The 12,343-nt window shown below is 63.5% G+C and carries 10 protein-coding genes; 3 read left to right on the top strand and 7 right to left on the bottom strand.

Translation table 11 applies throughout. From position 1 onward, the window contains the following. Positions 1-24: 24 nt before the first annotated feature. The 4 genes from ACQR1W_RS15525 to ACQR1W_RS15510 form a co-directional block, all read right to left on the bottom strand. The gene (locus ACQR1W_RS15525; protein WP_434851568.1) at positions 25-1,125 is read right to left on the bottom strand and encodes an ABC transporter substrate-binding protein; all 1,101 of its coding nucleotides are present in this window, start codon (positions 1,123-1,125) and stop codon (positions 25-27) included. Between the two features lie 131 nt (positions 1,126-1,256). Continuing rightward, on the bottom strand, positions 1,257-2,987 hold the full coding sequence (locus tag ACQR1W_RS15520) for an acetolactate synthase catalytic subunit (RefSeq protein ID WP_434851567.1): 1,731 nt from the start codon (positions 2,985-2,987) through the stop codon (positions 1,257-1,259). After that, positions 2,984-4,333: an aspartate aminotransferase family protein gene (locus ACQR1W_RS15515; protein WP_434851566.1), complete on the bottom strand. Its 1,350-nt coding sequence runs from the start codon at positions 4,331-4,333 to the stop codon at positions 2,984-2,986. The genes ACQR1W_RS15520 and ACQR1W_RS15515 overlap by 4 nt, the downstream gene beginning before the upstream one ends. 116 nt (positions 4,334-4,449) lie before the next feature. Then, positions 4,450-5,136, bottom strand: coding sequence for a GntR family transcriptional regulator (locus ACQR1W_RS15510; RefSeq protein ID WP_008973073.1), 687 nt, complete (start codon positions 5,134-5,136; stop codon positions 4,450-4,452). Between the two features lie 157 nt (positions 5,137-5,293). Here ACQR1W_RS15510 and ACQR1W_RS15505 point away from each other — a divergent pair, with 157 nt between their 5' ends. Genes ACQR1W_RS15505 through ACQR1W_RS15495 form a run of 3 tightly spaced genes read left to right on the top strand, consistent with a single transcriptional unit; the run spans position 5,294 to position 8,184 of the window. Then, positions 5,294-6,442 carry an ABC transporter ATP-binding protein gene (locus ACQR1W_RS15505; protein WP_434851565.1) on the top strand — a complete coding sequence of 383 codons (1,149 nt, stop codon included), beginning with the start codon at positions 5,294-5,296 and terminating at the stop codon, positions 6,440-6,442. A gap of 3 nt (positions 6,443-6,445) precedes the next feature. Then, entirely contained in the window at positions 6,446-7,309 is an 864-nt protein-coding gene (locus tag ACQR1W_RS15500) for an ABC transporter permease (protein ID WP_434851564.1), read from the top strand. Continuing rightward, the gene (locus tag ACQR1W_RS15495) at positions 7,306-8,184 is read left to right on the top strand and encodes an ABC transporter permease (protein ID WP_434851563.1); all 879 of its coding nucleotides are present in this window, start codon (positions 7,306-7,308) and stop codon (positions 8,182-8,184) included. Before ACQR1W_RS15500 ends, ACQR1W_RS15495 begins: the two co-directional genes overlap by 4 nt. Positions 8,185-8,406: 222 nt before the next feature. Here ACQR1W_RS15495 and ACQR1W_RS15490 read toward each other — a convergent pair whose 3' ends face one another. The 3 genes from ACQR1W_RS15490 to ACQR1W_RS15480 are packed head-to-tail and all read right to left on the bottom strand — an operon-like array spanning position 8,407 to position 12,316. Beyond that, a complete protein-coding gene (locus tag ACQR1W_RS15490; RefSeq protein WP_434851562.1) occupies positions 8,407-9,525 on the bottom strand; it encodes an ABC transporter ATP-binding protein in 1,119 nt (372 codons plus the stop codon). Positions 9,526-9,536: 11 nt separating this feature from the next. Further along, the gene (locus tag ACQR1W_RS15485; protein WP_434851561.1) at positions 9,537-11,294 is read right to left on the bottom strand and encodes an ABC transporter permease; all 1,758 of its coding nucleotides are present in this window, start codon (positions 11,292-11,294) and stop codon (positions 9,537-9,539) included. Positions 11,295-11,305: 11 nt separating this feature from the next. Then, positions 11,306-12,316, bottom strand: a complete 1,011-nt coding sequence (locus ACQR1W_RS15480; protein ID WP_434851560.1) for an ABC transporter substrate-binding protein — start codon at positions 12,314-12,316, stop codon at positions 11,306-11,308. Between the last annotated feature and the right edge of the window lie 27 nt (positions 12,317-12,343).

Below are 12,343 nucleotides of genomic sequence, written 5' to 3'. Positions count from 1 at the left end.
GGGAGGCCCGACCCGACGCCAGCGTCACTGCTGGATCCAGGCGTTCCAGGCTTCGAGCATTCTGGCCTGGTTCGCAGCGATCCAGGCAGAGTCATGCTTGACGATGCCCTTGAAGGCTTCCGGCGAGTTCGGGATATTCGCGCGCGCCGCCTCACTCATCTTGGCGATGGCTTCCAGGCTGGGTGGAGTGACGTTGAGCCGTTCGGCCAGCTTCGCCTGCACCTCCGGTTGATCCAGATAGAATTTCAACAGAGCTTCGGCTCCGGCCGAGTTAGGGCCGTCGCGCAGGATCTGCATGGTATCGGCCAGCAAGAAAGCGCCGTCATAGGAGGTGCCGACGGGCTGCCCTTCCGCTCGAAGCGCGGACGCACGCGTGCCCCAGATCATGCCCATCACGTACTCGGCGTTGCGGAAGCCCTGCTGGCTCTGGTCACCGGTGCGCCACCAGAGCTGGATCTGCGGCTTGATGGCGTCAAGCTTCTTGAGCGCACGGTCGATGTCGAGAGGAAACAACTTGTCCGCCGGCACGCCATCGGCCAGCAGCGCCGCGGCGAAGACGCGCCACGGGTCATTGAAGCTCGGGAGTGCGCGGGGCCCGGGAAAACGAGCAGTATCCCAGAAATCGGCCCAGGTCTTCGGCCCGCCATTCGTGAAGCGCTGAGTGTTGAAGCCCAGAAGGGTGGCATTGAACGAGATGCGCACGCCGGCGGGATTGCAGCTTTTCTCGACCAGATCCTTGCGGGCTTCGAACTGCCTGCAGAAGGCGGTGAGGTCGCGTGTGAAGGCGCGATTTTGCGCGGACTCCGCGATGATGTCGACGTTGTTGATGATGTCCCAGGTTACCCGTCCGGCATTCGCCATGGCCTGGGCGCGCGTGCGTTGCTCGGCATCCGTCGCCGTCACTGTGCTGACCTTGATCCCGGTTGCTTCGGTGAAGGGCGCGAACCAGATCTCCTTCAAGGCGCGATCGTAGGCGCCGCCGGTTGTGGCGACCACCACCTCACCCGATTGCGCGGCGGCAGCCGACGTGAGCACAAGCGCGAGCCCGATCTGTCGGGCGATGCTTGCGACGATGCCCAGGCCGACGAAATGTCGCGCGCAACGGCGCTTCTGGATCCCAGTCATCCTGAACTTTCCCTCTTCTGCGTTGGTTGAAGGAGCAATTGGCAACCGCCCGCGATGTCGACATGCCGCCGATGGCGAAGAGCTCGGCCGGAGCTGTCTCCCGAAATGGACCGCAACGGGCCGCAAGACCATCAGACGAGCTCCGCCTCGGCTGGCGCTGGCTTGTCGAGTGTGCCGTCGTAAAGGGAGATCGCCGGATGGGCACCGGGATCAGTCACCACCTCGATCAGGGTCGGACGATCGCCCCGCAGCGCCTCGCGCAGGCTCGGCAGGATCTCGGCAGGCGTCTCCACACGGATTCCGCCGCAGCCGCAGGCGCGGGCAATCGCAGCATGGTCGACGACGGCGAAATGGCAGGCAGTGGTGAAGGCGCCGAACTTCACGGTTTCGGCGTCCCTCTGGTAGCCCAGGACGCCGTTGTTCAGAACGATGACGGTGATCGGGATGCCCATGCGGACCATGGTCTCAAGCTCAGCCCAGGCGTGGGCGAAACCGCCATCACCGACGAGCGCAACGACCGGGGCCGTAGGTTGCGCCACCTTGGCGCCGATTGCGAGCGGCAGTCCCCAGCCAAGCCCCGCCAAGCCTCGCGGCGTCAGGAAACGCATGCCTGGGGCGAGCCCGCGCAACTGGCCGACGATCCACATCGAGGAATAACTTGCGTCGGCAACGACGATCGTGTCGGGCGTCAGCAGGGTTTGCAGTTCTGCCATGACACGTTCGGGCCGGATCGGGCTCGTATCGTGCTGAACCAGCGGAGTGCGCGCGGCGTCAAAGCGCCGCCAAGCATCGGCGATTCGTGCTTCAAGGCCGCTTCGCGCCATGATGCGCTTGGTCAGATCTTGTTTCCCCAGCGCGTCAACCAGCGCATCCAGCGTCTCAGCGGCTTCCCCCACGAGACGCATGGCCTCGTAGTTGCGCCCGATCTCCTGCGGATCGAGGTCGATCTGGACCACACGCGCGCTCGGGGGAATGAGCCGCCAGCTATCCGTGCCGTTCTGATTGTTGCGTGTGCCGACCTGCAGGATCAGGTCTGATTGGGCGAGCAGAGTGCGACTATGGCGGCCGAGCGAAGTTGGGCCGACCAGCGCGCCGAGAACACCGCAGGACAGCGGATGATGCTCGTCGACGGCCCCCTTGCCCATGTTGGTGGTGAAGACAGGCAGTGCGGCGACATCCTGGAGACGTGCCAGCGCTGCCGGAGCATCCCGCGACAGCGCGCCTCCGCCTGCCATGACCACGGGATTGGAAGCTCCGGCGATCATCCCGGCGACAACCTCGATATCAGCCTGTGCGGGACGGGTCCGATCGAGTGGGAAGACGCCGTAGCTAGCTTTGCGCGCGACCGCCGGCGCGGTCGCCGGCTCGCGCAGGAGGTCGGCGGGCAGCAGCAGCACTGCGGGGCCGGGCCGGCCGCTCGCGGCGGCGACGAAGGCTGCATCCACGTAGTCGTCCACGCGGTCGGCGCCGGGTAGCCTGCGAGTCCATTTCGCGCAGGAGGCGAACAGGGCATTGTGATCGAGTTCCTGGAAAGCGTTCTTGTCGACCTGGTGGCGTTCGACCTCCTGAACAACCGCGACGATCGGGATGCTCGCCTTCAGCGCCTCGGCGAGGGGCGGCACGAGCAGCGTCGCGGCCGGCCCGTTCTGGGCCGCGACAACCGAAACGCGGCCGGAGACGCGAGCATAACCGTCGGCCATGGCACCGCCCATGTTCTCCTGGCGATAGGCGATCTGGCGGATGCCGATGGCCTCGGCGGCAAGGATGACGGCAGACGGCAGGCTCTGGCCGAAGATCACCTCCACCCCGTGGCGTTGCAAAGCGCGGGCGATCGCCTGCGCGACGGTTTGGCTGGGCTTCATGCTGCGAGGCTTTCGATCAGGTCTGTTCGGGTGGCGAGGAAATCGTTGAACGCGGACGCGACGAGGTCGATGTCGCCAGTCGTCATGGGAGTCGAGAGACATGCCGCTGCCCCAACAGGAAGGACGATGCCGGCCTCGGCAAATGAACGGGTGAGCTCCTTCATGACGTGGGCCTCGGCCGCGCTCGGGGTCGCCTCGCGGAAGTCACGCGGGAGGGTCGCCTTGGGATGAATCCGGAAGAGCGATGCCACTCCGGAAACGGAGAATGGAGCCCGATGCCGAGCGATCACGCTTCCGAGTTGAGTCCGCAGCCGATCGCCGAGCGTTTCCAGATGGTCGAATGCAGCCTGATCGAGTGCCGTCATTGAGGCGAGGCCGGCGACCATGGAGAGCGGGTTGGCCGAGAAGGTGCCACCCTGCGGAAGCAGAGGCCTGCCGCCGGAAGCGTCGAACACCTTCATCACCTCGCGATGGCCGGCGATCGCGCCGATCGGCAGCCCACCGCCGATGATCTTGCCGAAGGTGAAGAGGTCGGGTTTCAGGCCGTGGCGGGCCGACGCACCCTCGAACCCCTGTCGAAAGCTCAGCACCTCGTCGGCGATGAGCACGATTCCGTGGCGCGCCGCCGCTCGTTGGATCGCGGCGACGAACTCCGGCGTCGGCGCGATCAGGCCGGCGCGGCTCGGCATCGGATCGACCACGATCGCCGCCAGTCGGTGGGCGTGCTCGGCGATCCGCTGTTCAACCCGCGCGGCGTCGTTGAAGCGCAGCGGCACGACCTGGTCCAGCACGGAAGCCGGCATGCCCCGATAGTAGGGCACGCTGGCCGGATCGCTCTCCGGTCCCCAGTCGTCCGGAGTGCTCGACTGGCTAACCTCCACCCAGTCGTAGGCGCCGTGATAGGCGCCTTCGATCTTGGCGATCGACGCGCGGCCGGTGAAGGCGCGCGCTGCCTTGATCGCGAACATGACCGCTTCGGAGCCGGTGTTCACGAAGCGGATCGTCTCGACACCCGGAACGCGCCCGCAGATCAGCTCGGCGAGGTCGATTTCAGCAAGAGTGGGGTTGGCGAAGCAGGTTCCCGAACGGAGCTGGCTCGTCACGGCACTAATGACGGGCGCGAAGCCGTGGCCGTGGATCAGGGTGGTGAAGTTGCCATTGAGATCCAGGAAGCGGCGACCATCGAGGTCGAAGAGATAGGCGCCTGCACCGCGCGCAGCGTAGCGGGGAATTGGATCGCGCTCGATCGTGACCCGAGTTGTGCCGTCGACAAAGACTCGCCGGGAACGCTCGAACGCTTCGCGGGACGCCCGCCCAATGGAGTTGTGACCTTCTGTCCCCGTCATCCGCACCCATCTCAGTTCACAAAAATCGCCAAACCTCCGCAGCCATAAAGCCCATTATGGTGTTTGATGCAACAAAATTTTGGGGAAAGCCCAGGCCTGGCCCGTGCAAGGGCTACCTAGCGTCGGGCTTCGATCATGGCTTTGAGCCGGGAATAGCCGTCGCGGATGTCCTGCTCCATCGCGGAGCGAACCTTCCCACCATCCCTTGCTCGCAATCCTTTTATCGCCGCCATGTGGTTGGAGACGCCCCGCCGGTTCTGTGCAAAGTCCGGGTAGAGTTCGTTCAGCGAGGGGCCGACGCGCAGCCACAATGATTCGATCATCGCGACGAGCCGGGGCCATCCCGAAAGCCGATAGATCAGGAAGTGGAATTCGCGATTGGCTCGGAGAACCTCGCGGTAATCTGCGGCGTCGAGGCCGGCATTGATCGCGGACTGCAGTCGCTGGAGAGTGGCAATGTCGGCAGCCGAAACGGCGAGGACCGAGCGTTCCGCAGCGAGTCCTTCAAGCGCCAGCCGGGTCGCGGTAATCTCGTCGAGAGCATCGAGCGTCAACGAGGGCACCACGACCGTCTTGGGACCCTCGTTGACGAGAGCTCCTTCCGACAGGAGCCGATTGATCGCGTCGCGAGCCGGCGTCGTGCTGACACCCAGCGCGGCAGCGACCGACCTCACCGTGAGCTTCTCGTTCGGCGGAAAGGAGCCCGCAACGATGATCTCCTTGAGCCGCTCATAGGTGATTTCACCGAGGTTCGACTGCCGGGCGATCGGCGTGACAACATTGGCGAGCAGGTGCTCCGACATGGGGTTTTCCTTGTTGCGTGATGCACCAATTAGCGTTGAGTCGGCCGGAGCACCAGCCATCGAGGGAGTTGACAAATGATGCACCAAACATCAAATTCGAGGACCATGACGGCTGGTGCGGCCCGCGGGAGCGGGATGAGGCGTTCGAAGGAGAAACATGAGCGAGACATCAACCACCGGTCGCGCAGCCTGGGACCCGCCTCCGTCCGCTGCGGCCCTGAAGGGCGAGGCGATCACCATCAGCGGCCTGTCCAAACGGTTCGGCTCGGTCGTCGGTGTCGATCACGTTGACCTTCGGGTCGAAGCGGGTGAATTCCTTTCCTTGCTTGGCCCCTCGGGCTCCGGCAAGACGACCCTGCTGATGATGCTCGCGGGCTTCGAGACGCCAAGCTCGGGCACCATCTCGCTGGGTGCGCGCGATCTCACCCGTGTCCCACCCGACAAGCGCGGGATCGGCATGGTATTCCAACGCTACGCCCTCTTCCCGCATATGAGTGTCGCGCAGAACGTGGCGTTTCCTCTGAAGATGCGCGGCATGAGCAGGGCCGAGTCCGCGCCGCTGGTCGAGCAGTCGCTCGCCCGCGTGCGGCTGGAGGGTTATGGCGGCCGCATGCCCGGCCAGCTCTCGGGCGGCCAGCAGCAGCGCGTCGCGGTCGCCCGCGCCCTGGTCTTCCAGCCGCCGGTCCTATTGATGGACGAACCGCTCGGCGCTCTCGACAAGAAGCTCCGCGAAGAGCTGCAGATCGAGATCAAGACCCTCCACGCCAGCCTCGGTGTCACGATCGTCTACGTGACGCACGATCAGGAAGAGGCACTGACGATGTCGGACCGGATCGCGGTCATGGACAAGGGGCGCATCCAGCAGCTTGGCAGTCCCGTCGCGCTCTATCACGAGCCGGAAAGCAGCTTCGTGGCTGATTTCATCGGCAAGATGAACTTCCTGTCGGGCACCGTCGCCGGCCTGAACGATGGCCGGATCGAGATCGATGTCTCCGGCCAGCGGGTCTCCGTCGCGCGTTCCCAGCTCGGCGGGCGTCGCGAACTCGGCCGTGGGCAGGCTGTCCGCGTCGCCGCAAGGCCAGAGAGCATCGCCTTGGTGCAGGCGAGCGATGACGCGATCCCTGTCGAGGTCGAGACCTCGATATTTCTCGGCTCTCACCGCACTCTGGTCGCGCGGACGACGGACGGAACGCAGCTTCAGGTCCAGCTTCCGTTCGCGAGGCAGGCCGCGGCAGACGAGCCGCGCGGCATGGCGTTCCTCCGGCTCGAGCCCGGCGCGCTTCGCGTGTTCGGGGCCGAGGGCTGAACGATGGCCGATGCCACTGTCGCGACGGACCGATCCCTTGCAGGCCAGCTCTCCCGGCCCGCTTCGCTTGCTCTCGCGCTGCCCCTGGTTCTGCTGCTCGGCTTCGCCTTCGTGGTGCCGGTTGCGAAGCTGCTGGCCGGCAGCGTGTTCGCTCCGAACCTAACGGCGGAACATTGGTCGCGCATCGTTCAGGAACCGATCTTCCTGCGCATCCTGCTGCGCACAGTGCAGACCGCAGCCATCGTTACCGTCCTGGCATTCCTCCTCGGCTATCCGGTGGCGCTGGTGATGTCGAGACAGCAAGGCCGCGGCGCGATGCTGATCGCAGCCTGCGTCCTTATTCCACTATGGACAAGCGTGCTGGTGCGCTCCTACGCGTGGATCGTGCTGCTCCAGCGAACGGGCATCGTCAACAGCGCACTGCTGAGCTGGGGATTGATCGATCAGCCGTTGCGGCTCATCTACACCGAAGGGGCGGTCATCGTTGCGATGACGCATGTGCTGCTGCCCTACATGATCCTGCCGATCTTCTCCTCGTTGCGCTCAATTCCGCCGGAGCTCGATCGGGCGGCGCGCAATCTCGGCGCCGGCCCGTGGACCAGCTTCAGGACGGTCACGTTGCCGCTCAGCCTGCCCGGCGTCTATGCAGGCGCGATCATGGTGTTCATCCTGTCGCTGGGCTTCTACGTCACGCCGGCGCTCGTCGGCGGGCCGCAGAACCTGACGATCGCGACGCTGATCGGCCAGCAGACGACCGAGCTGTTGAACTGGCCGTTCGCTGGGGCACTGGCGGGCCTGCTCCTCGCGGTGACGCTTGGCCTCGTCGCCGTGTTCAGGCGCGTGCTGAGCTTTGGAAAGGCCGGATGATGTCGACCATATCCGAAACCGGCACTGCTGGCGCGCTGCGCTCCGTCCCGGCCCCCAGTCGTGGACATCTTTCACCGGACCCCGGCCGGTGGTTGCTGAACGGCTTCGTCGGTCTTGTGCTGGTCTTCCTATTATTGCCGACGCTTATCGTTGTGCCCATGTCGCTGGGGGAAGCCTCCTACATCCAGTTTCCCCCGAAGGGCCTCACCCTGAAATGGTACCACGCTTATTTCTCGGACCCGGACTGGATGGGCGCGACCTGGTTCAGCCTGAAGACCGCGTTCGCGACCGCAGTCGGGGCGACGGTGATTGGAACACTGGCCTCCTTCGCTCTGGTGCGCGGCAATCTTCCAGGCGCGCGCGCGCTGCAGGCGCTGACGCTTGCTCCGCTCATCGTTCCACACATCGTCCTGGCGGTGGCGCTCTATCTCGTCTTCGCTCCGATCGGCCTGACCGGCAATTTCGCGGGATTTGCGATCGCGAATACGATGCTGTCTGTGCCTTTTGTGGTGCTGACGATATCCGCGGCCCTGCAGCGCTTCGATCCGGCGCTCGAACTTGCCGCCTTGAGCTGCGGAGCCAGTCGTACGCAGGCCTTTTGGCACGTGGTGCTGCCGAACATCGCTCCCGGCGTTGCGGCCGGCGCCGTCTTCGCCTTCCTGGCGTCATTCGACGAGGCCACCGTCGCCTTCTTCATTTCCGGTGTCGAGGGCAAGACCATCACCCGAAAGCTGTTCGAGGATATCGACTACAACCTGACGCCGGTGATCGCTGCCGCCTCGACAGTCATGGTCGTCGTTTCGCTCGCCTTGATGGCCGGGGTCGAGTGGCTGCGTTCGCGCAGCGCCGATCGCCCGGTGAATTCGCCGAAGTAGTCTGCGTCGGAAAGCCGTTGAAGTACCCGGCTCAGTGTCGAGATATTCGCCCGTCGGGTCGTCTTCGGTCAAACTAGTGGTGGTGTCGTCGAACTTCGAGGGCTCCGGCGACAAGAGGCGCCGGCATGGATTAGCTTGCGGTAAACGCCGAATTTGGTACCTCGGGAGCGCTCCCCATCCGCGCATGCCGCAAGGAGAGGCGCTTATGATGTCCCTTGTCGCTCAACTTTTCAGCTCGTTCGGATTGGGGACGGCCCACGCTACCTGCCGCGGAACCACAACGGTGACATCGTCACCGATAGCGTAATTGTTGATGGCCGATGCATCGACATTGAACTCTCCCGTTTCGGTCTGCACGACGATCGAGCGGGTCGCTCCGCGAAACGTCGTATGCGTCACCCGGCCGAACCATCTCAACCCCTGCTCTGCGTTGGTCACATTGGCTGACGCAATGCGCGCGTCTTCCGGACGGACCATGACCGTGACGGATTGTCCAGGCTGCACCTCGTTTGCGGCTTCACATGGACCACGCCAGCCCCGTCCCACGACCTCGAGCCGGACGCGATGGCCATTGATCCGCGAGCAGCCAGTGACCTGGGCGTCCAGCAGGTTTGGTGTCCCGAAGAACGCCGCGACGGTGCGGTTTGCGGGAAACCGATAGATCTCCTCCGGTGCACCGATCTGTTGGATACGACCGCGATCCATCACAACGACCCTGTCCGACAGGGACATGGCTTCTGACTGATCGTGCGTCACGTAGAGCGTCGTCATGCCGAGCCGCTTTTGGATCGCTCGAAACTCGTCACCCATCTGCAGACGAAGCTTCGCGTCGAGATTGCTCAAGGGCTCATCGAGCAAGAGAACTTTCGGCTCAAAGACGAGCGCTCGCGCGATTGCGACCCGCTGCTGTTGTCCGCCCGACAATGCCGGCGCCGGCCTTTGCGCAAATCCTTCCATCTCGACAAGGCGCAAGGTCTTTGCGACAGCCTGCTGTATTTCGGCATTGGGCCGCCGCCGAACACGCAGGGGATAGGCGACATTCTCGAAAACGGTCATGTGCGGCCAGATCGCGTAGGACTGAAAGACCATGCCGAGACGTCGCCGTTCCGACGGCACGAAGATGCCGCGTGCGGCATCGCTGACGATGTCATTGCCGATGCTGATGCGACCGCCGCTGTTCTGTTCGAGGCCCGCGACCATGCGGAGCGTCGTCGTCTTGCCGCAGCCGGACGGACCCAGCAAGGTCACGAACTCTCCCTCGTTCACCCGGAGATCCACGTTGCTGACGGCGGCGAAATCCCCGAAATTCCGACTGACCTTTTCAAGAACGACGTTGGACATGGTGGAACTTCCTACCTCACAACGCGCTTCAGCATCTTGAGCTGCAGCCACCGAAACAAGATGACCAGCGCCATCATCAGAAGGCCGATGACACTGACCTGCTCCGCATTGCCATTGGCCCAGAGCTTTAAAAGCACGACCGACAGGACCTCCGATCCGACCGAATAAAGCAGAACGGAGGCGCTGAGCTCACGCATGATTCCAAAGAAGACCAGGACCCAGCCGATCGCAAAGGACGGCCAGGCCAACGCGAGCATGATGCGCCACATGGTCTGCAGCCAGCTCGCGCCGTGCACGCGCGAGCACTCTTCCAGATCGTAGGAAAGCTGCGCGTAGGCGCTCGACATCACGCGTACGGAGAGAGGCGTCCCTAACGAGAGATAGGCCAGCAGCAGCGCCCAGATCGTCCCGTAGATCGGAATTGCGTGCGGCAGCAGGGCAAAGCCCCAGAGGAATCCGACGCCAAGGACGATTCCCGGCATCATCCACGGCAGCCAGGCCATGGCGTCGATCAGCGCGCGGCCGCGCCATTTGGTGCGAACGGATACGTAGGCCACCGCGCCGCCGAGCACCATCGTCAGCGTGGCACCGATCAGGCCAAGCAGCATCGTGTTGCCAAATCCGCGCCAGAACTCGCTGCTGCCAAACACTTCCCGGTAATGATCGAGGGTCAGCATCTCCCATTCATAGAACCCGAAGAACTTGAAGAAGGATCCGATCAGGAGCTGACCGACGGGCAGCACAACCGTCACAACGAAGAACAGCACGCAGAAGCCGAACGTGACCCAGCGCCACTTCCCCAGCTTGATCACGCCTGGAGAATAACCCTTCCCGCTGACGGTCACAAAGCTGCGTCCGCGCAGCAGGCGCCATTGCAGCAGCACGATCAGAAACATCAGCGCCATGATGACGAAGCTGGCCGCGGTTGCGTATTGATATTGCGGCGGCGAGCGCTGGTTGATCGAATCGTAGATCTCGGTCGTGATGACATGGATGCCGGCCGGCGTTCCGAAAAACAGCGGCGACTCGAAATTCTCAATGCCGCGGATGAAGCTCAAGATCGCCCCGCTGGTGAGGGCCGGTAGCATCAGTTGGAGCGTTACCGTACGGAATGTGCGCCACCGCGATGCTCCGCACATCCGTGCCGCCTCCTCGAGGCTCGGATCCATGGCCCGGAACGCGTCGACAATCAGAAGAAACAAAAATGGCACTGAATATTGCATCATGTGCCAGACCACGCCTCCATACGAATAGACGTTGATCGGTGAGTCGCTCGATCCCGTGATCCATTGATAGAGCTGATTGAGAAGCCCGACCTGAGGATTGCCCAGCATGCCCCAAGCCATCGCCGTCAGGATCGGCGGGATGAAGAACGGCAGCGTGACCAGAACTTCAAGTGTGCCGCGGAACGGTGTGTCGGTCCTCGCCAGGATCCAGGCCAGGAGCACCGCAAGCACGACCGACGGCACCGTCTTCGCGAGCGAGATGCCGATGGTGTTTGCGAGCGTGATCAGGCTCTGCGGGGTCAGGACGTCCTGATAGCCGTCCAGATTGAATGTCCCGGCCATGCCAGGCGGCGTCGAATGAAGACTCCCGTAGAGCAGCATCGACAGTGGGTAGACGGACAGAAAGGCGAGCACCAATCCGAGCCCGACCAGGGCCGCCGTCCGGCTCGCCGAATTCGACTGCAGCCAACGGGGCTGGGAGAGCAGGCTCCCACCTGGTGCCCCACTTACCTCCCTCACCCGGTCATCCGTCGAGATCGCCATATGCCGGAACTCTATGGATAGAGCTTCTTGGCCAAGGCCATCATCGACGGCCGCTCCGACAGCTTCGCCGGACCGATCAATTTGGCATTGGCGAAGGGTTGAGCGTCAGGATTGGCGCGCTCGGCCACCCCCGCGACAACAGGAGGCATCCAGGCGTTCGCATAGATGAGCTGCGACTCCAGCGACAGAAAATGCTGGATGAACAGGCGCGCGGCGTTCGGATGCGGCGTGTTCTTGAGAACCGCCAGATCCATTTCCGCATAGGGAGCGCCCTCCTTGGGTATGACGACCTTGACGGGGAGGCCCTTGAGGTCCGAGGTAAAGGCAAATATCTGTGGGACGTAGATCGGGTATTCACCTCGCGCGACACGGCGGGCGTCATTGCGCATGTCCCGGCTGAACACCGGCTTCTGATCCGCCAGCTTCTCGTTGAAGCCGGCGTCCATCCGATGCTGCAGGATGGCGAACATGGTGTTGCCGCTGCCGAGCGGCCGCATGTCATCGGACAGGATCTTTCCTTTCCACTTTGGATCGGTCAGATCGTCCCAGCTTGTCGGGATGTCCTGATCCTTCACCAGTCGCGTGTTGATCAGGATACCCATCGGCTGAACGTAGGCAGGGACGCTGTATTCGTCCGCGCGAAATGGCGGACGCAGATTGGCGGCATTCGGAATCTGCGGCAGCTTCTCGATGAAATCGCCGTTCTGACGCTGCTCCTCGATCATGGTCGTGGTGATAATCTCCAGGTCGCCGAGATAGCGGCCAGCGGACTGCTCCGTCCGGATCCGCTCCGCCAGCTCGCTGGCCCGCAGATCGAGGCTCTCGACCGGAATTCCAAATTTGGCCTCGAAGGATTTCAGAACGGCGGTGAAATAAGGCGCGCCAAGCGCCATGTCGTAGATGACGAGCTTGCCCTCTTTCTTCGCGGCGTCGACGACGCCCTGCCAGTCGTCTTGCGCACACGCCGGCACAGCAAGGCTCGCGAAACAGGCGACAATCGCGACCCGGAGCATGTTCATCATCACCTCTCCTCCCCTCCCCTATCCTTT

It is taken from the genome of Bradyrhizobium sp. HKCCYLS1011 (assembly GCF_051167795.1).
GTDB lineage: Bacteria > Pseudomonadota > Alphaproteobacteria > Rhizobiales > Xanthobacteraceae > Bradyrhizobium.
Note: the sequence above shows the minus strand (reverse complement) of the source record. Positions and strands in the feature narration are given on the sequence as shown.

Excerpts from the sequence above, each read along its gene's own strand:
- ACQR1W_RS15520 (WP_434851567.1), bottom strand. The coding sequence starts at position 2,987 with ATGAAGCCCAGCCAAACCGTCGCGCAGGCGATCGCCCGCGCTTTGCAA.
- ACQR1W_RS15500 (WP_434851564.1), top strand. The coding sequence starts at position 6,446 with ATGGCCGATGCCACTGTCGCGACGGACCGATCCCTTGCAGGCCAGCTC.
- ACQR1W_RS15515 (WP_434851566.1), bottom strand. The coding sequence starts at position 4,333 with ATGACGGGGACAGAAGGTCACAACTCCATTGGGCGGGCGTCCCGCGAA.
- ACQR1W_RS15490 (WP_434851562.1), bottom strand. The coding sequence starts at position 9,525 with ATGTCCAACGTCGTTCTTGAAAAGGTCAGTCGGAATTTCGGGGATTTC.
- ACQR1W_RS15525 (WP_434851568.1), bottom strand. The coding sequence starts at position 1,125 with ATGACTGGGATCCAGAAGCGCCGTTGCGCGCGACATTTCGTCGGCCTG.
- ACQR1W_RS15505 (WP_434851565.1), top strand. The coding sequence starts at position 5,294 with ATGAGCGAGACATCAACCACCGGTCGCGCAGCCTGGGACCCGCCTCCG.
- ACQR1W_RS15495 (WP_434851563.1), top strand. The coding sequence starts at position 7,306 with ATGATGTCGACCATATCCGAAACCGGCACTGCTGGCGCGCTGCGCTCC.
- ACQR1W_RS15510 (WP_008973073.1), bottom strand. The coding sequence starts at position 5,136 with ATGTCGGAGCACCTGCTCGCCAATGTTGTCACGCCGATCGCCCGGCAG.
- ACQR1W_RS15485 (WP_434851561.1), bottom strand. The coding sequence starts at position 11,294 with ATGGCGATCTCGACGGATGACCGGGTGAGGGAGGTAAGTGGGGCACCA.
- ACQR1W_RS15480 (WP_434851560.1), bottom strand. The coding sequence starts at position 12,316 with ATGATGAACATGCTCCGGGTCGCGATTGTCGCCTGTTTCGCGAGCCTT.